Source organism: Salinispora tropica CNB-440, assembly GCF_000016425.1.
Taxonomy (GTDB): Bacteria; Actinomycetota; Actinomycetes; order Mycobacteriales; family Micromonosporaceae; genus Micromonospora; species Micromonospora tropica.
In genome coordinates, this window is sequence record NC_009380.1 from 1,076,892 (window position 1) to 1,102,134 (window position 25,243).

The following is a 25,243-nucleotide window of genomic DNA, read 5'->3' on the forward strand; positions in this document are numbered from 1 at the left end:
GCTCCTCGGCTGGGCCTGAGCGATCATCCGTGCTCCGATACGCTCAGGCCGTTGACGACCGCCAGCGCGAGGAGCGGAGCACGGTGACTGACCTGTCCCAGATCGTGAAGGCCTACGACGTGCGTGGGGTGGTGCCGCACCAGTGGGACGAGCAGGTCGCCGAGGCGCTTGGTGCCGCATTTGCCGATGTTCTCAACGCTGGCGGGGAGTCTGGCGACGCGGTGCTGATCGCGCACGACATGCGGGACAGCGGCCCCGGCCTCGCGGCGGCCTTCGCCGCCGGTGTCCGGGCTGCCGGCCGTGCGGTCATCGAGCTGGGCCTGGCCTCGACCGACATGCTGTACTACGCCTCCGGGTCGCTCGACCTACCGGGAGCGATGTTCACGGCGAGCCACAACCCGGCCGAGTACAACGGCATCAAGATGTGCCGCTCGGGAGCGCGTCCGATCGGGCAGGACAGCGGCCTGGCCGAGATTCGGGCGCGGGCGCAGGCGTTGCTGGACGCGGGCGAGGCCCGGCCGGCAGGTGCGCCGAGCGCACCGGTCCACCAGCGCGACCTGCTCGCGGACTACGCGGCGTACCTGCGCAAGCTGGTTGACCTGACCCGGATTCGGCCGCTGAAGGTCGTGGTGGACGCCGGTAACGGCATGGGCGGCTACACGGTCCCGACGGTGCTCGGCGATGCCGCGCTGGCGGCGTTGCCGCTCGAGATCGTGCCGCTCTACTTTGAGTTGGACGGCACCTTCCCCAACCACGAGGCAAACCCGCTGGACCCGAAGAACCTAGTCGACCTGCAACGGGCGGTGCGGGCCGGGGGCGCGGACATCGGTCTGGCCTTCGACGGTGACGCCGACCGCTGCTTCGTGGTGGACGAGCGTGGCGAGCCGGTGTCACCGTCGGCGATCACCGCGCTGGTCGCCACTCGTGAGCTGGCCAAGCACCCTGGTTCAGTGGTGATCCACAATCTGATCACCTCGGCTGCCGTGCCGGAGATCATCCGAGAGAACGGTGGGCAACCGGTCCTGTCCCGGGTCGGGCACTCGTTCATCAAGGCCGAGATGGCCAGGACCAACGCCATTTTCGGCGGTGAGCACTCCGCGCACTACTACTTCCGGGACTTCTGGTTCGCCGACACCGGGATGCTCGCCGCGATGCATACGTTGGCGGCGCTGGGTGAGCAGTCGTTGCCGCTGTCGGTGCTGGCCGGTGAGTATGAGCGGTACGTCGCCTCCGGCGAGATCAACTCTACGGTCGAGGACCAGGCAGCGCGGGTGGCCGAGGTGCGGGCCGCGTACCCGGACGCGGAAGTCGACGAAACCGACGGCCTCACTCTGCGCTTCACCGATCGCGCCTGGTTCAACCTACGGGCCTCCAACACCGAGCCGTTGCTACGGCTCAACGTCGAAGCCCCGACCCGGGAACGTATGGCCTCGCTCCGCGATGCGGTGCTCGACCGGGTTCGCCGATAAGATCCCGTCCGCCGGTCGGCGCCACCGACCGGTAGACCCAGAGGTGGAAGGAGCCCGCACCGTGGCCCTGGATCCGCAGTTGCTGGAGATTCTCGCCTGCCCGGACACACATCACGCCCCACTCGACTATGACGGGGCGCAGACGCTCACCTGCACCGAGTGCGGCCGGATCTTCGAGGTCCGCGACGATGTGCCGGTGCTCCTGCTGGATGAGGCCCGCGGCGGTCCGGCGGAGCAGTCATGATCGACGGTGCGGCCGGGGTCAGCGGCCACCGGGAAGCCGACGAGGCCCTGCTGGACGATCTGGACGCGCTCGCCGAGCGGGATCCGGGTGGGATGCTGCGGCACATCGCCTCCGGTGGGGCGCAGGTCCGCGAGTCGGCCGCCCTCGCCGCCGAGGCCAACCTGTCGGTGCTGGCCGACGAGGGGCGTCCGCGCGCGGTCGTCATCGCGGGAATCGGCACGGCCGGGCGGACCGGTGACGTGCTGGCGACGGTCGCCGGTCCGCGCTGCCCGGTGCCGGTGATCCCACATCGCAGCGCCGGCGTGCCCGGCTGGGTGGGCGCCGCCGACGTGGTGATCGCGGTCAGCGCCTCTGGTCGCAGTCCGGAGGCGCTCGGGGCGGCCGAGGCGGCCCACCGCCGGGGTGCCCGCCTCGTCGCGGTCGGTGCGCCGGACTCCCGGTTACAGTCGGTCGCGGAGCGGGCCCGAGCACCGTTCGTCCCCGTGCCCCGGCGTGCCCCAGCGCGGGCGAGCCTCTGGGCGCTGACCGTGCCAGTGCTGCTGGCCGCCCGGATGCTCGGTCTGGTCAAGGTCAACGAGGCGGACCTGGCGGAGACCGCCGCCCGGTTGGACGCCGAGGCTGACCGGTGCCGGCCGTCCGCCGAGTCTTTCGTCAATCCGGCCAAATCCCTCGCGTTGGGTCTGGCTGGCTCGATTCCGATCGTCTGGGGGTCGTCACCACTGGCCACCGTCGCGGCTCGCCGCTTCGGTGACACGCTCTCGGCGAACGCCCGGTACCCGGTTGTCTCCGGGGCGCTCGGCGAGGCCGGTCGCGGCCGGGTCGGTCTGCTCGACGGTGTCTTCGGCGGGCTGGTCGAGGGGGAGCGGGACATTTTCGCCGACCCCGACCTGACGGCTGCGGTCGGAACTCGGCTGCGGCTGGTGCTGCTGCGCGACGGCGGCCTCAACCCGGAAGACGACGCCGACGAACCGCTCGTGGTTGAGGAGCGACGGGCCGACGCGGTCCAGACCCTCGCCGAGCGCCGGGGGGTGCGCGCCGACGTGGTCACCGCCGAAGGAGGCTCGGCGCTGGAGCGGCTCGCGTCGTTGATCGCGGTGCCGGACTTTGCCTCGATCTATCTCGCCCTGGCGCACGGTCTGGATCCGATGGCCGTGCCCGCTATCACCGAGATGAAGGAGCTGGCCAATCAGTGAGTGCAGGTAGGGCGGCCGACGCCCGGCGGGATGGGGCGGGGGCGTGAGCGCCAGCGGCGGGACACGGGCGATCGTCGCCGCGCTGTTGGCCAACACGGGCATCGCCGTCACCAAGTTCGTGGCGTTCTTGTTGACCGGTTCGTCGTCCATGCTGGCCGAGTCGATCCACTCGGTCGCAGACTCCGGCAACCAGGGCCTGTTGCTGCTCGGTGGGCGGCGGGCGAAGCGTGCGGCGACCCCACAGCACCCCTTCGGCTACGGCCGGGAACGCTACATCTACGCGTTCATCGTCTCCATCGTGCTGTTCACCGTCGGTGGCCTCTTCGCCCTGTACGAGGCGTATCACAAGTGGTCTCACCCGGAGGGCATCGAGAGCTGGCAGTGGGTCCCGGTCGTTGTCCTGGTGAGCGCTATCGTCATGGAGACGTTCTCCTTTCGGACCGCGATTCAGGAGTCGAATCGTGTCCGTGGAGAGCAGTCCTGGGTGCGCTTCGTCCGGCGGGCCAAGGCTCCGGAGCTGCCGGTGGTGCTCTTGGAGGACCTGGGTGCGCTGGTCGGTCTGATCTTCGCGCTCTTCGGGGTCGGCATGACCCTGGTCACCAACGACGGCCGTTGGGACGCCGCCGGCACCGCGATGATCGGCGTCCTGCTGGTGGTGATCGCGGTCATCCTCGCCATCGAGACCAAGAGCCTGCTCCTCGGTGAGGGAGCCGAGGCGCACGAGGTTCAGGCCATCGAGCAGGCGATGACCGCCGGTCCGGAGGTCGAGCGAATCATTCACATGAAGACGCTCTACCTCGGCCCCGAGGAGCTGATGGTGGCGGCGAAGGTCGCCGTAACCTCGTTCGGCAGCGTCGAGGAGTTGGCCCGGGGCATCAACGCGGTGGAGGCAAGGGTCCGCGCCGCCGTGCCGACTGCTCGTGTGATCTACCTGGAGCCGGACGTGTATGTCGCGTCCGGCACCGAGCGGACCGAAAGTGAACCCGGCGAGACCGTCGGGCTGTCTGGGGGTTGACCCAATGGAGTTGTTGTACGGGCCGATCCGAAACTATGCCTGGGGCTCTCGCTCGGCGATCGCCACCCTCCAGGGGCGGCCTGCGCCGAGCCCGGAGCCGGAGGCGGAGCTGTGGTTGGGCGCGCATCCGGGCGCACCGGCCAGCGTGGACCGGGACGGGACCCCGGTCAGTCTGGTCGAGTTGTTGTCGGCCGAGCCGGGGCACTGGTTGGGCCCGCAGGTCGTTGATCGGTTCGGCACTCGGCTGCCGTTCCTGCTCAAGGTCCTCGCCGCCGACGCGCCGCTGAGTCTGCAGGCCCATCCCGATCCGGAGCAGGCCCGCGCCGGCCACGCCGCCGACGCGGCGCGTGAGGTGGGGCAGCGCAACTACGTGGACCCGTACCACAAGCCGGAGCTGCTGGTGGCGCTGACGCCGATGGAGGCGCTCTGCGGGTTCCGTGATCCGGCGGAGTCCGCGGAGGTGCTCGCCACCTTCGACGTACCGTCGCTGGAGCCGGTGGTGGCCGCCCTACGGACGGGAGCGGCGGGTCTCGCCGATGCGGTACGTCTACTGCTGACCTTCCCCACCGATCAGCGCGCGGGGCTGGTGGCGGCGGTGGCGTCGGCGGCGGTGGACGGTCCGGACGCGCGGCTGGCCCGGTCGCTCGCCGACAGCTACCCGGGCGATCCCGGTGTGCTGGTGGCGCTGCTGCTGAACTGGGTGCGGATCGCTCCCGGGGAGGCGATCTGGATGCCGGCCGGCAACCTACACGCATACCTGCGTGGCACCGGCGTGGAGATCATGGCGGCGAGCGACAACGTGCTGCGCGGGGGGTTGACGCCGAAGCGGGTTGACGTCGATGAGCTGTTGCGGGTGCTGCGGTTCGAGGTGTTGGACGATCCGGTGGTGCGGGCGGTCCCGGTCGCGCCGGGCGTGGTCTGCTGGCCGGTGCCCGTGGACGACTTCGCGTTGTACCAGGTTCGGGTGGGCGCGAATCGGGCGGAGGTGACGGTGCCGTTGGTCGGGCCGCGGGTGGTGCTCTGCAGCACCGGCGCCCTCACCGTGGACGACGGTGCCGGGTCGGTGGAGCTGGGGCCGGGGCAGGCCGCGGTGAGCCCGGCTGCCGCCGGCGCGCTGCGGATCGCGGGTACGGGTGAGGCGTACGTGGCGAGCTGTGGGCTGCGCTGAGCGCGAGTCGCCAACCCGCAAGTCCGATTTTTCGGTAATAGCTTGACTTGCCACGATAGCGGTGTGACTCTTTAGGCACACAGCGTTGTCGCGACGACGGTCTCGGGGGCGTGTGGGGAACCAAACCGGGGGGATGCGCGGGGCGGTCGGACCAGGGATGGAGCATTCGTCCCGGGGCCGGCCGCCTCGTGCGCTGTCCGGGGAGGGGCGCGGTCGACCGGTACGCGCGCGTAAGGTGTTTATCGCGCTGCACATCGTCGACAGGAGTACTTCATGACCAGCACCCTTCCGGCGTCCGCCAGCGGGACGTCCCAGCCCACCACCGTCTCCGACGGTGACTACAAGGTTGCGGACCTGTCGCTTGCTGAGTTTGGGCGCAAGGAGATTCGGCTCGCGGAGCATGAGATGCCGGGGTTGATGGCGCTTCGGCGTGAGTTTGGGCAGTCGCGGCCGTTGGCTGGTGCGCGGATTTCGGGTTCACTGCACATGACGGTGCAGACGGCCGTGTTGATTGAGACGTTGGTGGTGTTGGGGGCACGGGTCCGGTGGGCCTCGTGCAACATCTTCTCCACCCAGGACCATGCCGCTGCCGCAGTGGTGGTGGGTCCGGAGGGCTCCCCGGAGGCGCTGGCAGGAGTGCCGGTCTTCGCCTGGAAGGGCGAGTCGCTGGAGGAGTACTGGTGGTGCACCGAGCAGGCGTTGACGTGGCCGGGTGACGAGGGTCCGAACATGATCCTCGATGACGGTGGCGACGCCACGTTGCTGGTACACAAGGGCGTCGAGTTCGAGCGGGCCGGTGCGGTGCCGGCGGCGGACGCCAGCGACAGCGAAGAGTTCACCATGGTCCTCGACCTGCTACGGCGTTCGCTGGAGCGCGACGGCGGAAAGTGGACCCGGTTGGCGAGTGGCATCCGTGGGGTGACGGAGGAGACGACCACGGGTGTGCATCGCTTGTATGAGATGCACCGGGCGGGCTCGTTGCTGTTCCCGGCGATCAATGTGAATGACGCGGTAACGAAGAGCAAGTTCGACAACCGGTATGGGTGTCGGCATTCGTTGGTCGACGGGATCAACCGGGCGACCGATGTGTTGATCGGTGGCAAGGTCGCGGTGGTCGTTGGCTACGGCGACGTGGGTAAGGGGTGCGCGGAGTCGCTGCGTGGCCAGGGAGCCCGCGTGGTGGTGGCCGAGATCGATCCGATCTGTGCGCTCCAGGCGGCGATGGACGGCTACCAGGTCGCCACGTTGGAGGACGTGGTGGAGACCGCCGATATCTTCATCACGGCGACCGGTTGCTTCGATGTGATTACCAACGAGCACATGGCGCGGATGAAGCACCAGGCGATCGTGGGTAACATCGGGCACTTCGACAATGAGATCGACATGGCGGGCTTGGCGCGTCGGGCGGATGTGACGCGGGAGAACGTCAAGCCGCAGGTGGATGTGTGGCGGTTCGATGACGGGCATGCGGTGATCGTGCTCTCGGAGGGGCGGCTGCTGAACCTGGGCAACGCGACCGGCCACCCGTCGTTCGTGATGTCCAACAGCTTCGCCGACCAGACGATCGCTCAGATCGAGCTGTTCACGAAGCCCGACGAGTACCCGACGGGTGTGTACGTGCTGCCGAAGCACCTGGACGAGAAGGTCGCGCGGCTGCACCTGGACGCGTTGGGCGCGCGGTTGTCAACCTTGACGAAGGAGCAGGCGGCGTACCTCGGGGTGCCGCAGGAGGGTCCGTTCAAGCCGGACCACTACCGCTACTGAGCGACGTCCAGAACGGTACGTGATCTCGTGTGCTGGCCGGCCCGCCCGACCGGGCGGGCCGGCCAGCCCCGGCGGCTTCTGTTCCACGCTGCCAGAGCGGGGTGAGCGCCGGAATCCACGTTCGGTGCTGGCGCCGGCGGGCGCGCCCAGGGATCATGGTGGCAGGGCTGGTCCGATCAGCTGACCACGCGGCCGGTGGTGACGTCCGGGCCGCGGGGCGCTGGGTGACGACGGTCGACGGCATCGGTGCCAGCAGACGTGGATCCCGCCACGGAGGCGGGCGTGGATCCCACTACGGAGATGGGGATGGAAGATTAATCCCATGAGAGCTCGGGTACTGGTGGTTGACGATGACCCCGCCCTCGCCGAGATGCTGGGCATTGTCCTGCGCAGCGAGGGCTTCCTGCCCTCGTTCGTGGCCGACGGCGAACGTGCCCTGGCCGCGTTCCGAGAGAACCGACCGGACATCGTGCTGCTCGACCTCATGCTGCCGGGCATGAGTGGCATCGATGTGGCCCGGTCGATCCGGGGTGAGTCGGGTGTGCCGATCGTCATGCTGACCGCCAAGAGCGACACGGTTGATGTCGTCCTGGGTCTGGAGTCCGGGGCGGACGACTACGTGGTGAAGCCGTTCAAGCCGAAGGAGCTGGTGGCCCGGATGCGGGCCCGGCTGCGCCGGGGTGAGGATGCCGCCCCCGAGCTGCTCACCATCGGGCCCCCGGGTAACCAGATCACCATCGACGTGCCGGCGCACACCGTCAGCCGCAACGGCGAGGAGGTGAAGCTCACGCCGTTGGAGTTCGACCTACTGGTCGCGCTCGCCCGTAAGCCACGGCAGGTCTTCACCCGGGAGGTCTTGTTGGAGCAGGTCTGGGGGTACCGGCATGCCGCCGACACCCGCCTGGTCAACGTGCACGTCCAGCGGCTCCGGGCCAAGATTGAGCCAGATCCGGAGCGCCCGGAAATCATCCTCACCGTGCGCGGCGTGGGCTACAAGGCGGGTACCGGATAACCTGGCCACACTGTGGCCAACTCCCCGCTTCCCGATCCCACCACGACCGGCTCCTCGCGCGGCCGAGCAGCCTGGGAGCTGTGGCGTGCCGTGAGCGTGTGGGGTGCTCGGCTGGTCCCCGTGCTGCACCAGGCCTGGCGGCGCTCGTTGCAGGTACGGGTGGTGACCATCACACTCCTGGCTTCCAGCCTGCTGGTCGGTGGCTTCGCGTACCTCATCGCAGACAAGATCACTAATATCCTGCTGGAGAATGCCGAGGCCGATGTGCAGGACCGGCTGAACAGCGGTGCGGCGTACGCGGCCAAACAGCTTGGGTTCTACCACAAGCCGGAGGAGGCGCAGTTCCAGGAGACCGTTGACGGAACGGTGAACTACCTGGCCGGCGGCGACCCCCAGCAGGCGACCGGGGTGGTGGTCGCCCTGATCGCCGACAACGCCGATGGGGTGGTCCAGCCGCGGACCGCCCCGGCGGTGGACGATTTCGGTTCGTTGATCAGCCCGGAGCTGCGTGCCACCGTCGCCGGGGGTGAGGTCGCCAGCCAGATCAGCACCGGCCGACTCGGCGAGACCGATACGAAGTACCTGGCCTACGGCTCACCGGTGCCGACCCAGTTCGGTCAGGTCGAGCTCTACTACCTCGTTTCGTTGACCCGGCAGGACGCCACCGCCGCTGACGCCCGGGCAACCGTGGTCGGGACCGGGATCGCCCTGGTGGTGCTGCTTGGGTTGCTCGCCGCCCTGGTGACCCGGCTGGTAGTGACGCCGGTCCGGGTGGCCGCCCGGACGGCGCAGCGGCTCTCCGCCGGCCTGCTCGACCAGCGGATGGCGGTCAACGGCGAGGACGACCTGGCGCTGCTCGCCGAGGCCTTCAACCAGATGGCGACCAACCTACAACGGCAGATCCTTCGGTTGGAGGAGATGTCGCGGCTGCAACGCCGCTTCACCTCGGACGTCTCGCACGAGCTGCGGACTCCGTTGACAACAGTCCGGATGGCCGCAGACTTGATCTTCGCCGAGCGGGATGGGTTCGACCCGGCCGTGGCCCGCAGCGCCGAGCTGCTCCAGACGGAGCTGGACCGGTTCGAGGAGCTGCTGACCGACCTGCTGGAGGTCAGTCGATTCGACGCCGGCTTCGCGGCGCTGGATGCCGAACCCACCGACCTGGTGCCGGTCGTGCACCGGGTTGTGGGCCGGCTGGCCTGCCTCGCCGAGCGGGTCGGGGTCACCGTCGAGCTGGATCTGCCGAGTGGCCCGGTCATTGCCGAGGTCGACCCACGCCGGGTCGAGCGGGTGCTGCGAAATCTGGTGGGCAACGCCGTCGAACACGGCGAGGGCAGGCCGGTGCGCATCACCGTGGGGGTGGACGAGACCGCGGTGGCGGTCACCGTGCGTGATCATGGGTTGGGGCTCAAGCCGGGGGAGGAGAAGTTGATTTTCAACCGGTTCTGGCGGGCCGACCCGTCGCGGGCCCGACAGACCGGGGGCACCGGGTTGGGTCTGTCGATCAGCCTTGAGGACGCCCGGCTACACCGCGGGTGGCTGGAGGCATGGGGCGCACCAGGACAGGGGGCCCAGTTCCGGCTCACCCTGCCGGCGCGGGCCGGCGACCGGCTGACCTCCTCGCCGTTGCGACTGGTGCCCGCCGACGCGAGGCTGCCTTGCGGTGGCCCGCGCGAGGGCGGTCTGCTCGCCATCGGTCAGGGCAGCGCGGGAGTGCTGGCGGTCGGTCCCGCACCGGACGGCCGTGCGGAGGCTCGGCCGTGAGCCGCCGGCTGCCCGTCGGTCTGCTCGTCGGCGTGTTGCTCGTCACCGCAGCCGGTTGCGGGATCCCGGGGGAGACCGAGGTGCGCATCGAGGGCCCCGGCCCGGCGGCCGAGGCGGGTGCGAGTAGCGGGGGCAGGGTCGAGCCGCCGTCCCGTACGGCGGCTGACAGCCGGGAGGAGTTCGTCGACAACTTCCTCTCGGCCGCGGCCGGGGAGTCGGACGGAGCGTACGACCGGGTTAGCGCGTTTGTCGTCCCCGAGGACCGAGCCCGGCTGCCGCAGAAGGAGGGGAGCGAGGTCGCGCTGACCGTGGTGCGGCTGGTCGAGGAGCCGGTCATCGTCCCCGGGCCGCAGGATGTCCAGGTCACCCTCAGGGTGCAGCAGGTCGGGCAGATGACCGCTGACGGGGTGCTGGCGCCCCCGGAGGCCACCCCGGAGACGTACGACTTCGGCCTGCGTCCGTTCTCGCCAGAGGACGGGGACGAGGTCGAGTGGTATGTGACGGATCCGCCGAACGTGCTCCTGCTCAGCGTCGAGGCGCTGAAGCAGTACTACAGGCCATGGACGATCTACTTCTGGAGTTCGGACCGGCTGCGCCTGGTGCCGGACCAGCGCTACCTGGCCCTCGCCGTGCCCGACGACCGATTGGTCAGCGAGGTGGTCCGCTGGCTCGTTGGCGGCCACTCCGCCTGGCTGAGGCGGGCGATCAGCGGGTTGCCGGACGGTACCAATCTGATCAATAACGCCACCCGGACGGACAACCGCTGGGAGGTCAACCTGGACATGACCGGTGCGGACAGCAACCGGCTGAGTCTGCTCGCCACCCAGCTCGTGTGGTCGTTGCCGGAGCTGACCGGGCAGCTCGAGTTGAAGATCCGCAATCAGTCGCAGTTGATCATTGAGGATGTGGGGCAGCACCGGAGGCTCAATCCGGTGTACCAGGTCGAAACCACGCCGCAGCCCTTCTGCGTGTACGAGGGGGCGATCCGTTCCCTCGGCCCGACCGCTGTGCCGGTGGCGACCGCCGAGAACGACAAGGTGCTCTCGGCCGGTATCAGCCGCTCCGGGCAACGCATCCTCGCGGCGCTCGCGGTTGACGCCGGAGACGGGCGGCAGCGACTCGCGGTCGAGGTCGGCTCCGCGCCCCTCACCTCGTTCACCGCGAGTCAGGAGACGTTCCGGACGATGAGCCGCCCGATCTGGTTGCGGTCGGCGCAACCGCAGCGGCCGGTCGGCCTGGTCGTCGCCGACGGCAGGCTGTACCGCTTTGACGAGGCGGCCAAACTGGACCCGGTGCAGCTGAGCATCGGGAGCGTGACGGCGGTGGCCGCCGCCCTGGACGGGCATCGGCTCGCGATCATCAGTGGTGGCGAGCTCTATCTGGCGGCGGTGAGTCACGATGGTGACACGCTCGCCGTCGGGCCGCCCCGTCAGACCCGCACCTCCCTCACCGGGCTCACCGCAGTCGACTGGTACGGCGAGAACCGTCTGGTCGTGGCCGGCTTGAAGGGCGGCAAGAGGGTGCTCTACGAGGTCGGAGTGGATGGGGCCTGGGAGGCCAAGCTGCATGTCACCGGCGCCATCGTCACGCATCTGGCGGCGTACCCGGTGCATCCGGAGGCCCGGTACGGCAGGGTGATGTATGAGGCCAACGACGTGGCGTACCAGGGCTTCCCGCTTGAGCGGATCACCCCGGACCAGGTATGGGACCGCGCGCCGACCGACGCCCACACGAGTGACCCGTCCGCGCCCTTCCTGTTCTTCTGAGCAGTGATGCGGGGCCTTGGCCGAGTCGTCCAGGACCTTGGTGCACTGGTGTTGCCGGTGGAGTGCGCCGGATGTCGGGACCGACGGCCCGGGCTGCGGCAGGGTGTCTGCCCGGAGTGCGTCGCGGCGCTGGGCGACCTGCGTCCGCAGCCGGTGCGTCCGACTCCGGCTCCGCAGGGCCTGCCGCCGTGCGTGGCTCTCGGCCCCTACACGGGCCCGCTGCGCGAGGTGCTGCTCGCCTACAAGGACCATGGCCGGCACGGGCTGGCTCGGCCGCTGGGCGCGCTGCTCGCCGAGGTGGTGGCGGTCGCGGTCGGCCCGGTGCGTCCGGTGTTGCTGGTGCCGGTGCCGGACACGCCGGCGGCGGCCCGGGCCCGGTACGGCGACCACCTCAGCCGGTTGGCCCGGCACTGCGCGGGCCGGCTGCGGCGGGCCGGCTGGCCGGTCGAGGTTCGTTCGGCGTTGCGGGCGCTGCCCCGGCCAGACTCGGTGACGCTGGACAGCGCGGGCCGGGCGGCGTCGGCCGCCGCGGCGTTTCGGACCCGGCGCCGGTGGCGGCCAATGCCGGCGGGTGTGGCCCTGGTCGTCGTGGACGACATCGTCACCACCGGTTCGACGCTCGCCGCGGTGAGTCGGGTGCTGACCGCGACCGGCCGGGTGCCGACGGTTGCGGCGGTGCTCGCCGCGACCGAGAAGAGGCGCCACCGGTAACCGATCGTGATTTCTTTTTCCCCCTTGGTGAACGATTCAGGAAAAATCCTGGACTGTCCTGAAAACCAGGGGTGACGGTCGGCCGAACAGGAGTTAGCGTTCTGCTGTCGGGGGAAGGAGGAGTTCTCCCACCTCCCGGCGGTGAAGGGAGGCGTAACCGCACTGACCGGTCGACGCCGGGTGGGACCGTCCCGAGGGCGCGACCGGGGTACCGCAGTAACGACCATCCGAACGAGGGAGGTCACGTGGACATCGTGGTCAAGGGCCGGAACGTCGAAGTTCCAGATCATTTCCGGGTGCACGTAGCGGAGAAGCTCGCCAAGATCGAACGCTACGATCACAAGATCATCCGGGTTGATGTCGAGCTGTTCCATGAGCGCAATCCGCGTCAGGCGGACCACTGCCAGCGGGTGGAGATCACCTGCGTTTCCCGGGGTCCGGTGATGCGGGCCGAGGCGGGCACGAGCGACTTCTACAGCGCGCTCGACGCGGCCATCGCCCGGCTGGACGCCCGGATGCGCCGGGCGGCCGACCGCCGTCGGGTCCACCACGGCCGGCACGCCCCCATCTCCGTCGCCGCCGCCACCGCCGGGCTCCCGGTTACCGACCTCGTCGCCGGGCCGCTGTCCGCCGACGCTGCCACGGCGACGGCGGTCGCCGAGCGGGCCGAGGAGGAGCACGACGACCAGCCGTGGCACATCGCGCGGGAGAAGGTCCACCCCGCCGAGCCGATGACCATTGACGACGCCCTGTTCCAGATGGAACTGGTCGGACACGACTTCTACCTGTTCCAGGACAAGGAGTCCGGCCGGCCCAGCGTCGTCTACCGACGGCACGCCTACGACTACGGGATCATCTCCCTGGCCGTCTGACGCCCCAGGTACGGGCCGGGGCACACCGAGCAGGCCGCGCTGGGCCGCGTCCCGCCGCATTGGAGCGGCCGGGCAGTGCTCGCGCTGACCGACCGGGTCGGCGGCTCAGCGTGTGCCGGGTGCCTCCGGGAGGTCGCCGGGGAGCAGGCCGAAGAGTGTGCTGTCCGTCCGGAGCCCGTCGCTGGTGGGAAAGCGTCCGCGCACCCGCCCCTCCCGGCGGAACCCGGCCCGTTCCAACACCCGCTCCGAGGCGACGTTGCCGGCGTGGGTGTCCGCCCAGATCCGGTCGAGCTTGACCTCGGTGAACCCCCATTCGGCGAGCAGGCGGACCGCACGGGTGGCGTACCCGCGTGCGCGCCAGGCCGGCAGCAGGCCGTAGCCGACCATCGCCTGTCGGAACTGCGGGTTGTCGTAGACCAGTTGGCAGACGCCGGCGGTGGCCCTGCTGCTCGCGTCGATGATGGCCAGGTTCGCGACCTGGTCCCGGAGCCATCGGGACTGCCCCTCTCGGCAGTTCCGTTCGATGTCCGCCCGCCGGGGCGGCTCCGGCGGCACCAGGATGGCGACCACCTCGGGCTGGGTGTGCAGGTTGTACATCGCCTCCGCGTGCTGCGGGTCGCGCGGCCGGAGCTCTACCACGCCGTCGGTGAGCCGGCCGTCGGGTAGGTCCGGTAGCAACCGTGGAGCCGGCCCCGGGGGGTCGTCGGCGAGCCGCGCCCAGGTGAGGAGATCGGCCCGTTCGCCGTCTCGGCCGCGGCTCGCCAACCGGCGTACACCCTCGGGGCGGAAGCCGGCGGCCAGCGCCACCCGCTGGCTGGCGATGTTCTCTGCGACGGTGAGTAGCTCCAGCCGGCGCGTTCCGCTGGCGAACGCCCGGTCGGCGAGGGTCTGGGTCGCCGCCGTGGCGACGCCGCGCCCCCGCGCCCACGGGGCGACCCAGTATCCGATTGCGGCCTCCTGGCGACTGGGGACCGGGTCGTTCAGCCCGATCGTGCCGAGAAGTCGGTCCGTGACACGGTCCGCGATGGTGTACGCGGCCCCACCGCCGGCCCAGGCCGCGGGTGCCCCTTCGGTGATCCACCACCGGGCGTCCGCCTCGGTGTACGGCGACGGCAGCGCCGGCAGGAAGTGCTGGATCAGCGGGTCGGCACAGGCGGCCGCGGTGTCGGAGATGTCCTCGAGGCGGGACAAACGCAGTCGGATCCCGGGCCCGTCGATGGTCTCCGGCGTCATGCCGCCTCCGGCCCGGGCACCGGGTCGATCGGTCCGGGCACGGGGTCGATCCGGGCCTGCCGCGCCGCAGGCAGGTCCCGGTCCGGGTAGTTGATCTCGATCTGCTTCATCCGAACCATCGTGCCGGATCGTTCGCCGACGGCGTAATCGGATTGGCCGCCGCAGCGCTGACCGAGCGCGTTATGTCTGCTTCGGCGGAACGGACCCCGCCACCAGTGACCATCGCCGCGATGGAACGCCTACGATGGTTCGAGACTGTCTAGGGGAGCGTTGATCCGTGTCGATTCTGGAAAAGGTCCTCCGTGCGGGCGAGGGGCGCCTGGTGCGCCGGCTCAAGGCGATCGCCGCCGCCGTCAACTCGATCGAGGACGACTACGTCAACCTCACCGACGACGAGCTGCGGGAGATGACCGCGCAGTTCCGGGAACGGCTGGATGACGGCGAGACCCTTGATGATCTGTTGCCCGAGGCGTTCGCGGTCTGCCGCGAGGGTGCTGCCCGGGTGCTCGGTCAGCGCCCGTACGACGTCCAGGTGATGGGTGGGGCGGCGCTGCACTTCGGCAACATCGCCGAGATGAAGACCGGCGAGGGGAAGACCCTCACCTCGGTCATGCCGGTCTACCTCAACGCGCTCTCCGGCAAGGGCGTGCACGTGATCACGGTCAACGACTACCTGGCCGAGCGAGACGCCGCCTGGATGGGCCGGGTGCACGAGTTCCTCGGGCTCACCGTTGGCGTCGTGCTGCCCAACCGGCCCGCCGCCGAGCACCGCGCCGCCTACGAGTGCGACATCACCTACGGCACCAACAACGAGTTCGGCTTTGACTACCTGCGCGACAACATGGCCTGGTCGAAGGAGGACCTGGTCCAGCGGGGCCACAACTTCGCCGTCGTGGACGAGGTCGACTCGATCCTGATCGACGAGGCCCGCACCCCGTTGATCATTTCCGGTCCGGCCGAACACTCCGCCCGCTGGTACGGCGAGTTCGCCGCGGTGGTCGCCCGCCTCCAGTCCGGCAAGGACGGCGAGGGCGACTACGAGGTCGACCACGCCAAGCGCACGGTCGCGGTGACGGAGCGGGGAGTCGGCAAGGTCGAGGACCGGCTCGGCATCGACAACCTCTACGAGTCGGTCAACACGCCACTGGTCGGTTACCTGAACAACGCGATCAAGGCGAAGGAGCTCTTCAAGCGGGACAAGGACTACATCGTCAGCGAGGGCGAGGTTCTCATCGTTGACGAGTTCACCGGCCGCATTCTGCACGGGCGCCGCTACAACGAGGGCATGCACCAGGCGATCGAGGCCAAGGAGGGGGTGGAGATCAAGCAGGAGAACCAGACCCTGGCCACCATCACCCTCCAGAACTACTTCCGCCTCTACGAGAAGCTCGCCGGCATGACCGGTACCGCCCAGACCGAGGCGGGCGAGTTCAACAAGGTCTACAAGGTCGGGGTGGTGACCATCCCGACGCACCGGCCAATGGTCCGGGAGGACCGCTCCGACGTTATCTACAAGACCGAGAAGGCCAAGTTCAACGCAGTCGTCGAGGACATCGCCGAGCGGCACCACGCCGGCCAGCCGGTGCTCGTCGGCACGGTCTCGGTGGAGAATTCCGAGATCCTCTCCCAGCTCCTGCGCCGTCGGGGAATCCCGCACTCGGTGCTGAACGCGAAGTTCCACGCGCGCGAGGCGGAGATCGTCGCCCAGGCCGGTCGCAAGGGCGCGGTCACCGTCGCCACCAACATGGCTGGCCGCGGCACCGACATCCTGCTCGGTGGGAATCCCGAGTTCCTCGCCGCCAACGACCTGCGTCAGCGCGGGCTCGACCCGACCGAGCACGAGGAGGAGTACGCCAAGGCGATGGAGGAGGTCCTGCCCACCTGGAAGCAGGCCTGCGACGACGAGGCGGAGGAGGTCTCCGCCGTGGGCGGCCTCTACGTGCTGGGCACCGAGCGGCACGAGTCCCGGCGCATCGACAACCAGCTGCGCGGCCGATCGGGTCGCCAGGGGGACCCGGGTGAGTCCCGTTTCTACCTGTCGCTGCAGGACGAGTTGATGAAGCGTTTCCGCTCCGGCGCCGTCGAGGCCGTCATGGAGCGCTTCAACATCCCGGAGGACGTGCCCATCGAGTCGAAGATGGTCACCCGCCAGATCAAGACCGCGCAGGCGCAGATCGAGTCCCAGAACGCCGAGATACGCAAGAACGTCCTCAAGTACGACGAGGTCATGAACAAGCAGCGGCAGGTGATCTACGCTGAGCGGCTTCGGGTGCTCAACGGCGAGGACCTGTCGGACCAGGTCCGGAACATGATCGACGATGTCGTCGAGGCGTACGTCCGCGGCGCCACCGCGGAGGGCTACGCCGAGGACTGGGATTTCGAGCAGCTCTGGTCCAGCCTCAAGCAGCTCTACCCGGTGGGCATCACCATCGAGGAGTTGGAGGAGGAGGCCGGCGGATCGCGGGCGAGCATTGACGTCGACTTCCTGCTCAGCCGCCTGAAGGAGGACGCGCACGCCGGGTACGACCGCCGCGAGGAGGAGCTCGGTGCGGAGGGCGTCCGCCAGCTCGAGCGGATGGTCCTGCTCCAGGTGATCGACCGCAAGTGGCGTGAGCACCTCTACGAGATGGACTACCTCCAGGAGGGCATCAGCCTTCGGGCCTACGCCCAGCGGGATCCGGTGGTGGAGTATCAGCGCGAGGGCTTCGACATGTTCGCCACCATGATGGACGGCATCAAGGAGGAGACGGTCGGTTTCCTCTACAACCTGGACGTGCAGGTCCAGGAGTCGGAGCCGGCGGCCGACGAGGTCAAGCTCCTGGAGAAGCCGGTCGAGGTCCGGGCCAAGGGCCTCGGTCGTACGCCACAGCAGCAGGGCCTGCAATACTCCGCGCCGACCATCGATGGGGAGGCCGGGCGCGGCTCGGTCGCCGTCGAGCGGGCCGAGGAGGCCGCGCCGCAGGAGGGGCGGCCCGCCATGACCGCTCCGGCCGCCCCCGGGCAGTCCGCTCCCACCGCCCCCCAGCGGCCGGGAAATCGCGCGCGTGGCCACGCCGTCGCCGCCGGCACCGCCCGCCGGGCGGCACCGGGGCAGGCCGAGGGTGGCAACGGACCGTCGCGCAACGCGCCGTGTCCGTGTGGCTCGGGCCGCAAGTACAAGCGCTGCCACGGCTCGCCTAACGGCGGCGCCTGACCGACCTGCGCCGGGCGCGTTCTGCCCTCCAGCACGCAGTGGGCCGCGGTTCCCGGATCGGGGCCGCGGCCCGGTTACGTACTGATCAGCACCCGTGGGGCGACCCACCCGATCTGGCTGCTCGTGCGGCTACTGACGGCCGCGGTCGGCGCAGGGGCGCGGCTGCACGCGTTGCGGCCCGCACTGTCACAGCACGTTGAGGGCGGTGCAGAGCCAGCTGCCGCGGCGCTGTTCGAGGCGGATCGCCATGGCCCAGGTCCAGCCAGCTGGTCCGGCCAGCACGGCGGCCGCCTCGACGACCGCGTCTCGTGGCTCGCACACCCGCAGCCGGCGCAGGCGCGTGCCGGGCCGGGTGGAGCGGCGTCGCACCGGCCCCGCGCGGCCGGTGGCGCGGGTCAGCTCGGGCACCAGCTCGGCCGCCCGGGTCGGGTCGAGCAGTCGGCGTAGCTGGCTGGGGGCTCGATAGCCGTTGATCACCTCCAGACAGGTCGTGACGAAGCGATGCGCAACCCGGATCGCCTCCGGGGTGGCGGTGACCAGCGTCGTGGCGGGCACCCGGGTCGGTGCGCGCCGGGGCCCGGCCGGGCCCGGTCCGGCCCTGCGGCGCTGGCCGGGTGGGCGGGGCAGTGGGTCCGGGCCCGTCTGGAACAGGTCGAGCGCGAGTTGGCCGTCGAGCGGCCGGCGGGCGGGGTCGTCTTCGGCGCAGGGTGGGTCGATGGACGGGGCCGGGCGAAGCCGGACGGGGGGACGAGTCGGCTCGGGGCGGCGGACAGCAGTCATCCCAGCCCTCCAGATTCTTGTGTTTACCTTCGTTTGCCTATGGCAGACCACGATTCTGGAGGACAAAAGAGGCGGGGGTCAATGCCTGTGGAGGGTGGCTACTCGGGCTCACGTTCGGCGAGCGGGTTGTCCCGAACCCACTCGGCGGTCTCCGCGTACTTGTGGTTGATGTACTCCTCAAGCCGCGTGCGCTCCACCCGCCACTGGCCGCGTCCGCCGATCTTGATCGCCGGCAGCTCACCGCTGCGTACCATGTGGTAGACCTGCGAGTCCGACACGTTCAGCTCGGCGGCGACGTCGGACAGCAGCAGGAACCTCGGCTCCGCCACGCAAACTCCCTGAGTTGGCTGCGTTTGCCTTAGTTTGCCACCAGCAACACCCCGAAGGCAGCAGGGTCCCCCGCGCCACCGGGAGTGCGCTCGGGAACACTCCGGGAACCCGGCTTTCGCCGAACCGGTCCGGGGTGTATGACGGTCACGGCGTACGGCATGGCCGGCGCCCCAACCGGCGCCCGCCGGTGGAGCTGAACTCAGGGAGAACCGGTGACCAATGAGCATGTCCGGGTGTATGTCCCGGCGACCGTGCCGATGCTGACTCTGCTGCGGACCGCCGGGCTCCCCGCGGCCTCCGCGCACGCGGTCACCCCGGCGCTGCGCGAGTGGTACGCCGAGGGGGACGAGGAGGAGCTGGAGTACGTCGCGTTCACGCGGGCAGCCCAGGACGCGCTCCAACTCCTACGAGCCGACGATGCGGCGCCCCGCCGCCGGGTCGTCGTCTCGGCTGATCTGCCCGCGACTACCGTCGGACCGGGCGATGTGGAGCTGGGGGCCAGCACGGTCGAGCTGGCCGGCCCGGTGCCGGTGCGGGCGGTGGCCGCCATTCACGTGGACGGGGTGGACGCGGCCAAGGATGTCGCCGCCGCAGCCGGAGTGGTCACCGAGGCGCTCGCCGGTGATCCGGACGCGCAGTTCGCCGTCGACGGCGCCGAGGACCATGAGCTGGAGTGGTACGACGTCACTGAGCTGGACCAGCTCCTCGGAACACGCTAGCCCAGCCGCTCGACATGGTTGGGCGTACCCGATCTGCCTCGGCTGGCTCCGACCTCTTCCCGGTCGGCGCGGTTCACTCTCCGTCCGGGTCGTCCTCGTCCACCGGGGCCGGCCCGAGGGTGCGGCCGAAGGCGATCATCGCGGTCAACGCGCCGACGAAGAGCACCCAGATCCCGTTGTCCACCCGAGAGGTGCCCAGGGAGGTCTGCGCCACCGCGTCCGCCTCGCTGAGCGCCCCAGCCAGATCGAGCAGCCTCCGCCCACCGATGCGTAGGACCACCTCGGCGACCAGCAGCAGCAGGCCGGGGCCGGCCCCGGCGATCAGGTAGGCCGGCCAGCGCAACGTGAACGGATCGCTGCGGCGTGCCGCCCGGCGTCGGGCCCAGGTCAGGTATCCGAAGGCCACCATCCCCGCGACCAGGCCGGCGAGCAGGGACTCGGTACGGGAGACCCACTTCGCGGCACTGAGCAGCGACTCCTGGGTTTCGCCCGCGCCGAAGAGGTCGAAGAGTGGGCTCCGTGCCCGGCTGAACGCCACGACGAAGACGAGCGTGCCGAGCCCGGCGGCCACCACCGCGCCGATCACCGGGGCGGTCCGCGTCGCGGCGATGCCCCCGCCGATGATGGCGGCGGCGGCGGTGGTGCCGGCGATCACGTTGGTCGTGGCCGTGTCGGCGTAGGTCAGGTTGATGGCGAAGGCGGCGGCGAGCCCGATCAGCAGCCCGCTGGCGACCGCCGCGACAAAGCGCAGGGTGGCCCGGTCTCGACCTCGGTGGGCGAGCAGGTCTGCTCCGAACAGTGCGAAGGCGGTGCCGGCGACGAGCGCGGCAGAGATCACCCCGGGTAGGGCAAAGGCGGAGAGGCTGATCGCGGTGATCCCGGCCGCCGCCGAGTCGATCGCCGCGCGGGTAGACCAGAGCATGGCGGCCAGCCAGCCAAGCGCCAGCAGGCCGAGCGCCGGCGCGCCGGGAGCGAGCAGGTCGGCCCGTCCGAGCGTCGACGGCGTGCTGGCCGCGAGCGAGTCGACCGCCGCGTCCGGGTGCTCCGGGCCCGCCTCATCCGCGTCGGGGCTCGCCTGCACCGGCTCTGCGGCGGGGGAGTCGCCGGGCTGCTTCGTCATCGTCGTCCCTTCGACCGGCACTCGGCCTGCGGCGCGGCCGGTGGTGCACCGGCCAACCAGGGTACGCGTTCGTCGCCGTCGGTCCGGGAGCCGTGTCGGACGGTGCGGGGGAGTCGGGGTGGTGGGGATGGGGGCCCCGACGTGGGAGAATCAGTCGAGGTCCCGCCGCCGTAAGGCCCCCGTGGCCCCGGTGCTCGGCGTCGGCCGCCCGGTCGACGCTCCGTGGGTCCGATACCCCCACTGCCACGAACGCCCAGGAGTCTTTTGATGGACGCCGTCTTCTCTGTGCCCGAGCCCCGCAACGAGCCGGTACGCCCCTACGAGCCGGGGGGCACCGACCGGGACCGGCTGCAACGGCGGCTGGTCGAGCTGGCCAACGACCGGATCGACCTGTCGATGACCATCGCGGGCGAGCAACGGATGGCCGGCGGTGTCTCGATCGACGTGGTGCAGCCCCACCGACACGCGCACGTGTTGGGCGTCACCGCCCACGCCACCCACGATGACGCTCGGGCAGCGGTGCAGGCCGCCAAGGACGCGGCGCCCGGTTGGCGGGCGTTGCCGTTCGCGGAGCGGGCAGCGATCTTCCTGCGCGCCGCTGACCTGCTCGCTGGGCCCTGGCGAGACACGCTGAACGCCGCCACGATGCTCGGCCAGTCGAAGACCGCATTCCAGGCGGAGATCGATTCGGCCTGTGAGTTCATCGACTTCCTTCGGTTCAACGTCCACTTCGCTCGCCGGCTCCTCGCCGAGCAGCCACTCTCCTCGCCGGGCACCTGGAATCGGTTCGACCACCGTCCGCTCGAGGGCTTCGTCTACGCGATCACCCCGTTCAACTTCACCGCGATCGCCGGCAACCTACCCTCGGCGCCGGCCCTGCTCGGCAACACGGTGGTCTGGAAGCCGGCCCCCACCCAGCAGTTCGCCGCGCACTTCACGATGCGGCTCTTCGAGGCGGCGGGCCTGCCCCCCGGTGTGATCAACATGGTCACCGGCCGAGGCGAGGAGGTGTCCGACGTGGTGCTGGCCGACCCCGACCTGGCCGGCATCCACTTCACCGGCTCCACCAAGGTCTTTCAGCAGCTCTGGCGGACCGTCGGCGAGAAGATCGCCCACTACCGGAGCTACCCGCGGCTGGTCGGCGAGACCGGCGGCAAGGACTTCGTGGTCGCCCACCCCAGTGCTGACGTGGACGCGCTGCACACCGCATTGATCCGGGGCGCGTACGAGTTCCAGGGCCAGAAGTGCTCCGCGGCCTCCCGCGCGTACATTCCGCGGTCACTGTGGGCGGGTGGGCTGCGTGACCGGCTCGCCGCCACCGCGGAAGCGCTCACCTACGGTGACGTCACCGACTTCAGTAACTTCGGCGGCGCCGTCATCGACGCCAAGGCGTACGCGCGGCACACCGCTGCCCTGGAGTTGATCTCCAGGGATGACTGTTGCCGGGTTGTCGCCGGCGGCACCGCCGACGACACGGTTGGCTACTTCGTCCGGCCCACGCTCTTCGAGTGCACCGACGCCGCGCACGAGACCTTCACCACCGAGTACTTCGGGCCGATCCTCGGCGTGCACGTCTTCGACGACGCGCGTTTCGACGAGGCGGTCGCCCAGGCCGAATCGATCGCGCCGTACGCGTTGACAGGCGCCATTTTCGCAACCGACCGGCAGGTGGTCGACCGGGTCGCTGAGCGGATGCGGTACGCGGCCGGAAACTTCTACATCAACGACAAGCCAACCGGTGCGGTGGTTGGTCAGCAGCCATTCGGCGGTGCCCGCGCCAGTGGTACCAACGACAAGGCCGGCTCCTGGCAGAACCTGGTCCGGTGGATGTCCCCCCGCACGATCAAGGAGACCTTCGTCCCGCCGACCGACCACACCTATCCCCACATGCGCTAACCAGTTGGACCCCTTCGCCACGTCCCGCCCGGCGTGGCGAAGGGGTCCTTTCATCCACTCAATATCGGTGGACAGTGCACATAGGAAGCCCTGATGGGTGGCGAAAACGTGAAATCCTGGACGTCGCGACCGCAAAGTGGCAGCGTGAGAGGCATGGCGGATTCCGGAGTCAACCCCACGGCGGCGGCCCTGCTCGGGCTGCTCCACGAGGGCCCGATGACAGGCGGTCAACTGATGGCCGCCGCCGAGCGCCGGTTGGCGCCGTACTGGTCAATGACCCGCAGCCAGGTTTACCGTGAGCTGCCCGTGCTGGCCGAAAAGGGGCTGGTGCGGCTCGGTAAACCGGGGCCGCGGATGAGTCAGCCCTATGCGATCACCGCTGCGGGTAAACGGACATTCTCTAGGTGGCTGACGGAGGAGCCGGGCCGGGACACAATTCGAAACCCGATCGCGTTGCGGTTCGCCTTCGGAAACCTGCACTCGGCCAGCCAGCTCAAGAACCTCCAGACAGCTGCGAACGAGTACCACACGGAGGCCCTGGCCCGGGTTCGGGAGCAGGTGAAGAATGCGAAGAAGGAAGGCGAGACGTACGACGCCAGTGCCCTGGAGTTCGCCGTTGCCTACCACAAGGCCGCCCTCTCCTGGCTCAAGTCCGCTCCGGTCGGCTGACCCGGCAACAACCCTCTGCTCTGAGTGCGCGTAGCCCTCAGGGCTCGGAACCCGTGCCCTGGATCTGATGCCCCCCGGCGAAGCCGTCACCGGGCCCGCACGCTCGCACCTGCTTCGCAAGCTTGCTCCTGCTCTACAAGCCCGCTCCTGCTTCGCAAGCCCGCTCCTGCTTCGCAAGCTCGCTCCTCGCCCGCGCGGGATTTGTTTGGGCGTGGGCTGCGGGGCTCGCAAGCTCGCTCCTCGCCCGCGCTGGATTTGTTTGGGCGTGGGCTGCGGGGCTCGCAAGCTCGCTCCTCGCCCGCGCTGGATTTGTTTGGGCGTGGGCTGCGGGGCTCGCAAGCTCGCTCCTCGCCCGCGCAGTACGCTTGTCTGTCGTGACCGATGCCGACTACGCCGAACAGCTCAAGGACCTCGACGCCACTCTTCGCAACATCGAGTCGGTGCTCGACATCGACCGGCTTCGGGCGGACAAGGCCCGTCTGGAGGAGGCCGCCTCCGCCCCCGACCTCTGGGACGACCAGGCCCGGGCACAACAGGTCACCTCTCAGCTTTCCTACGTGAACGGGGAGATCAACAAGCTCGCCGAACTCCGCTCCCGCCTCGACGATGCCAAGGTGCTGCTGGAACTGGCCGAGGCGGAGTCCGACCCGGGTGCGCTGACCGAGGTCGAGGCGGAGGTCGCCGGACTGGCGAAGGCCATCGACGAGATGGAGGTCCGCACCCTGCTCTCCGGTGAGTACGACTCCCGGGAGGCGCTGGTGGCGATCCGCGCCGGCGCCGGCGGCGTGGACGCGGCGGACTTCGCCGAGATGCTGCTGCGGATGTACCTGCGCTGGGCCGAGCGGCACGGCTACCCGACCGAGGTCTACGAGACCTCGTACGCGGAGGAGGCCGGGCTCAAGTCGGCCACCTTCACGGTCAAGGTGCCGTACGCGTACGGCACGCTCAGCGTCGAGTCGGGCACCCACCGGCTCGTCCGGATCAGCCCGTTCGACAATCAGGGTCGACGGCAGACCAGTTTCGCTGGGGTTGAGGTGCTTCCGGTGGTGGAGCAGACCGACCACATCGACATTCCTGAGAACGAGATGCGATTTGACGTCTACCGGTCGTCCGGTCCCGGTGGGCAGAGTGTGAACACGACCGACTCCGCGGTTCGGATTACCCACATCCCGACCGGCATCGTGGTCACCTGTCAGAACGAGAAGTCGCAGCTTCAGAACAAGGCGTCCGCGCTGCGTGTCCTCCAGGCCCGGCTGCTGGAGCGGAAGCGCCAGGAGGAACAGGCCAAGCTCCAAGGCCTGAAGACCGACGCCGCCGGCTCCTGGGGTGACCAGATGCGCTCGTATGTCCTGCATCCGTACCAGATGGTGAAGGATCTTCGGACTGAGCAGGAGACTGGGACCCCCGCCGCGGTCTTCGACGGAGAGTTGGACGCCTTCATCGAGGCCGGTATCCGGTGGCGAAAGCAGCAGCAGCTTGCTGATGACAATGCGTGACGGATCGTGGGCGCAGCGCGCCATCGAAGATTGCGAGTGCTGGCAGATCGATGATGTGTCCCGAAACTGAGGGGCGCGGGATTTGGCACATCGGTTACACCGCGTAGACTCACGACCCGTGATTCAGCTTGAGCAAGTGACGAAGACGTACCCGAAGGCGTCCCGGCCTTCGCTCGACAACGTGTCCGTCGCGATCGAGAAGGGCGAGTTCGTCTTCTTCATCGGCCCGTCTGGCTCCGGCAAGTCCACCATCATCAAGATGTTGTTACACGAGGTCGCGCCCAGTAAGGGCCGGATCGTCGTGAATGGCAAGGATGTTACGTCGATGCGTTCCTGGAAGCGGCCCGCCTTCCGGCGCTCGATCGGCTGCGTGTTCCAGGACTTCCGGCTGCTGCCGAACCGCACCGCCTACGAGAACGTGGCGTTCGCGCTCGAGGTGATCGGCAAGACCAAGGCGGTTGCCCGCCGGGTGGTGCCGGAGGTGTTGGAGCTGGTCGGGCTGGGTGGCAAGGAGCACCGCTACCCGCAGGAGCTCTCCGGTGGTGAGCAGCAGCGGGTGGCGGTCGCACGGGCGTTCGTGAACCGACCGCTGATCCTGCTGGCGGACGAGCCGACCGGAAACCTTGATCCGGACACCTCCATCGAGATCATGCGTCTGCTGGACCGCATCAACCGCACCGGTACGACGGTCGTGATGGTTACCCACGACTCGAACATCGTGAATCAGATGCGCCGCCGGGTCATCGAGATCGAGAGCGGCCGGATCGTCCGCGACCAGGCTCGCGGCGTCTACGGGTGAGCCGGCGCCCCCACCCGACTGACGACCACC

Annotated in this window: 21 protein-coding genes; 17 read left to right on the plus strand and 4 right to left on the minus strand. The window is 69.5% G+C overall.

The features are described 5' to 3' along the window. The first annotated feature begins 83 nt into the window (after positions 1 to 83). From STROP_RS04870 to hpf, 11 genes are all read left to right on the plus strand, one after another. The gene (locus STROP_RS04870) at positions 84 to 1,469 is read left to right on the plus strand and encodes a phosphomannomutase/phosphoglucomutase (RefSeq protein WP_011904872.1); all 1,386 of its coding nucleotides are present in this window, start codon (positions 84 to 86) and stop codon (positions 1,467 to 1,469) included. Between the two features lie 61 nt (positions 1,470 to 1,530). After that, complete coding sequence (locus STROP_RS04875; RefSeq protein ID WP_026274771.1) at positions 1,531 to 1,713, plus strand: Trm112 family protein; 183 nt, start codon at positions 1,531 to 1,533, stop codon at positions 1,711 to 1,713. Further along, positions 1,710 to 2,906 (plus strand): SIS domain-containing protein, encoded by a 1,197-nt coding sequence (locus STROP_RS04880; protein WP_011904873.1) that lies wholly within the window; start codon positions 1,710 to 1,712, stop codon positions 2,904 to 2,906. The genes STROP_RS04875 and STROP_RS04880 overlap by 4 nt, the downstream gene beginning before the upstream one ends. Positions 2,907 to 2,949: 43 nt before the next feature. After that, positions 2,950 to 3,921, plus strand: coding sequence for a cation diffusion facilitator family transporter (locus STROP_RS04885; RefSeq protein WP_011904874.1), 972 nt, complete (start codon positions 2,950 to 2,952; stop codon positions 3,919 to 3,921). Between the two features lie 4 nt (positions 3,922 to 3,925). Further along, the gene (gene manA / locus STROP_RS04890; RefSeq protein WP_011904875.1) at positions 3,926 to 5,089 is read left to right on the plus strand and encodes a mannose-6-phosphate isomerase, class I; all 1,164 of its coding nucleotides are present in this window, start codon (positions 3,926 to 3,928) and stop codon (positions 5,087 to 5,089) included. 273 nt (positions 5,090 to 5,362) lie between these two features. Continuing rightward, positions 5,363 to 6,853 carry an adenosylhomocysteinase gene (ahcY, locus tag STROP_RS04895; protein WP_011904876.1) on the plus strand — a complete coding sequence of 497 codons (1,491 nt, stop codon included), beginning with the start codon at positions 5,363 to 5,365 and terminating at the stop codon, positions 6,851 to 6,853. A gap of 322 nt (positions 6,854 to 7,175) precedes the next feature. Further along, entirely contained in the window at positions 7,176 to 7,865 is a 690-nt protein-coding gene (gene mtrA / locus STROP_RS04900) for an MtrAB system response regulator MtrA (RefSeq protein WP_011904877.1), read from the plus strand. 12 nt (positions 7,866 to 7,877) lie between these two features. Beyond that, the gene (mtrB, locus tag STROP_RS04905) at positions 7,878 to 9,629 is read left to right on the plus strand and encodes an MtrAB system histidine kinase MtrB (protein WP_018829779.1); all 1,752 of its coding nucleotides are present in this window, start codon (positions 7,878 to 7,880) and stop codon (positions 9,627 to 9,629) included. Then, complete coding sequence (locus STROP_RS04910) at positions 9,626 to 11,395, plus strand: LpqB family beta-propeller domain-containing protein (protein WP_011904879.1); 1,770 nt, start codon at positions 9,626 to 9,628, stop codon at positions 11,393 to 11,395. The genes mtrB and STROP_RS04910 overlap by 4 nt, the downstream gene beginning before the upstream one ends. Positions 11,396 to 11,401: 6 nt before the next feature. Continuing rightward, the gene (locus tag STROP_RS04915; RefSeq protein WP_011904880.1) at positions 11,402 to 12,106 is read left to right on the plus strand and encodes a ComF family protein; all 705 of its coding nucleotides are present in this window, start codon (positions 11,402 to 11,404) and stop codon (positions 12,104 to 12,106) included. 245 nt (positions 12,107 to 12,351) lie between these two features. Further along, on the plus strand, positions 12,352 to 12,978 hold the full coding sequence (hpf, locus tag STROP_RS04920) for a ribosome hibernation-promoting factor, HPF/YfiA family (RefSeq protein ID WP_011904881.1): 627 nt from the start codon (positions 12,352 to 12,354) through the stop codon (positions 12,976 to 12,978). Between the two features lie 105 nt (positions 12,979 to 13,083). Here the strand turns inward: hpf and STROP_RS04925 are convergent, their stop codons facing one another. Continuing rightward, positions 13,084 to 14,211 carry a GNAT family N-acetyltransferase gene (locus STROP_RS04925; RefSeq protein ID WP_011904882.1) on the minus strand — a complete coding sequence of 376 codons (1,128 nt, stop codon included), beginning with the start codon at positions 14,209 to 14,211 and terminating at the stop codon, positions 13,084 to 13,086. Positions 14,212 to 14,488: 277 nt separating this feature from the next. On the opposite strand from STROP_RS04925, the gene secA reads away from it, so the two are divergent. After that, positions 14,489 to 17,404 (plus strand): preprotein translocase subunit SecA, encoded by a 2,916-nt coding sequence (secA, locus tag STROP_RS04930; RefSeq protein ID WP_011904883.1) that lies wholly within the window; start codon positions 14,489 to 14,491, stop codon positions 17,402 to 17,404. Between the two features lie 186 nt (positions 17,405 to 17,590). On the opposite strand, the gene STROP_RS04935 is transcribed toward secA, so the two are convergent. Both STROP_RS04935 and STROP_RS04940 read right to left on the minus strand, forming a co-directional pair. Next, the gene (locus STROP_RS04935; RefSeq protein ID WP_011904884.1) at positions 17,591 to 18,184 is read right to left on the minus strand and encodes an Rv3235 family protein; all 594 of its coding nucleotides are present in this window, start codon (positions 18,182 to 18,184) and stop codon (positions 17,591 to 17,593) included. 98 nt (positions 18,185 to 18,282) lie between these two features. Continuing rightward, positions 18,283 to 18,513, minus strand: coding sequence for a helix-turn-helix domain-containing protein (locus tag STROP_RS04940; RefSeq protein WP_011904885.1), 231 nt, complete (start codon positions 18,511 to 18,513; stop codon positions 18,283 to 18,285). Between the two features lie 213 nt (positions 18,514 to 18,726). On the opposite strand from STROP_RS04940, the gene STROP_RS04945 reads away from it, so the two are divergent. Further along, on the plus strand, positions 18,727 to 19,233 hold the full coding sequence (locus STROP_RS04945) for a DUF6912 family protein (RefSeq protein WP_011904886.1): 507 nt from the start codon (positions 18,727 to 18,729) through the stop codon (positions 19,231 to 19,233). 73 nt (positions 19,234 to 19,306) lie between these two features. Here the strand turns inward: STROP_RS04945 and STROP_RS04950 are convergent, their stop codons facing one another. After that, positions 19,307 to 20,353 (minus strand): hypothetical protein, encoded by a 1,047-nt coding sequence (locus tag STROP_RS04950; protein ID WP_011904887.1) that lies wholly within the window; start codon positions 20,351 to 20,353, stop codon positions 19,307 to 19,309. A 267-nt stretch (positions 20,354 to 20,620) separates the two neighbouring features. Here STROP_RS04950 and pruA point away from each other — a divergent pair, with 267 nt between their 5' ends. The 4 genes from pruA to ftsE all read left to right on the plus strand — a co-directional run bounded on the left by pruA (position 20,621) and on the right by ftsE (position 25,213). After that, a complete protein-coding gene (gene pruA / locus STROP_RS04955; protein ID WP_011904888.1) occupies positions 20,621 to 22,249 on the plus strand; it encodes an L-glutamate gamma-semialdehyde dehydrogenase in 1,629 nt (542 codons plus the stop codon). A gap of 153 nt (positions 22,250 to 22,402) precedes the next feature. Next, positions 22,403 to 22,918 (plus strand): PadR family transcriptional regulator, encoded by a 516-nt coding sequence (locus STROP_RS04960; protein ID WP_026274770.1) that lies wholly within the window; start codon positions 22,403 to 22,405, stop codon positions 22,916 to 22,918. Positions 22,919 to 23,292: 374 nt separating this feature from the next. Continuing rightward, the gene (prfB, locus tag STROP_RS04965; protein ID WP_011904890.1) at positions 23,293 to 24,414 is read left to right on the plus strand and encodes a peptide chain release factor 2; all 1,122 of its coding nucleotides are present in this window, start codon (positions 23,293 to 23,295) and stop codon (positions 24,412 to 24,414) included. Between the two features lie 118 nt (positions 24,415 to 24,532). Continuing rightward, positions 24,533 to 25,213 carry a cell division ATP-binding protein FtsE gene (ftsE, locus tag STROP_RS04970; protein WP_012181145.1) on the plus strand — a complete coding sequence of 227 codons (681 nt, stop codon included), beginning with the start codon at positions 24,533 to 24,535 and terminating at the stop codon, positions 25,211 to 25,213. Positions 25,214 to 25,243: the final 30 nt, after the last annotated feature.

What these genes read in the sequence shown, in the direction of transcription:
- STROP_RS04880 (WP_011904873.1), top strand. Translation starts at nt 1,710, where the DNA reads ATGATCGACGGTGCGGCCGGGGTCAGCGGCCACCGGGAAGCCGACGAG.
- manA (WP_011904875.1), top strand. Translation starts at nt 3,926, where the DNA reads ATGGAGTTGTTGTACGGGCCGATCCGAAACTATGCCTGGGGCTCTCGC.
- ahcY (WP_011904876.1), top strand. Translation starts at nt 5,363, where the DNA reads ATGACCAGCACCCTTCCGGCGTCCGCCAGCGGGACGTCCCAGCCCACC.
- mtrA (WP_011904877.1), top strand. Translation starts at nt 7,176, where the DNA reads ATGAGAGCTCGGGTACTGGTGGTTGACGATGACCCCGCCCTCGCCGAG.
- STROP_RS04915 (WP_011904880.1), top strand. Translation starts at nt 11,402, where the DNA reads ATGCGGGGCCTTGGCCGAGTCGTCCAGGACCTTGGTGCACTGGTGTTG.
- STROP_RS04925 (WP_011904882.1), bottom strand. Translation starts at nt 14,211, where the DNA reads ATGACGCCGGAGACCATCGACGGGCCCGGGATCCGACTGCGTTTGTCC.
- STROP_RS04935 (WP_011904884.1), bottom strand. Translation starts at nt 18,184, where the DNA reads ATGACTGCTGTCCGCCGCCCCGAGCCGACTCGTCCCCCCGTCCGGCTT.
- STROP_RS04950 (WP_011904887.1), bottom strand. Translation starts at nt 20,353, where the DNA reads ATGACGAAGCAGCCCGGCGACTCCCCCGCCGCAGAGCCGGTGCAGGCG.
- pruA (WP_011904888.1), top strand. Translation starts at nt 20,621, where the DNA reads ATGGACGCCGTCTTCTCTGTGCCCGAGCCCCGCAACGAGCCGGTACGC.
- STROP_RS04960 (WP_026274770.1), top strand. Translation starts at nt 22,403, where the DNA reads ATGGCGGATTCCGGAGTCAACCCCACGGCGGCGGCCCTGCTCGGGCTG.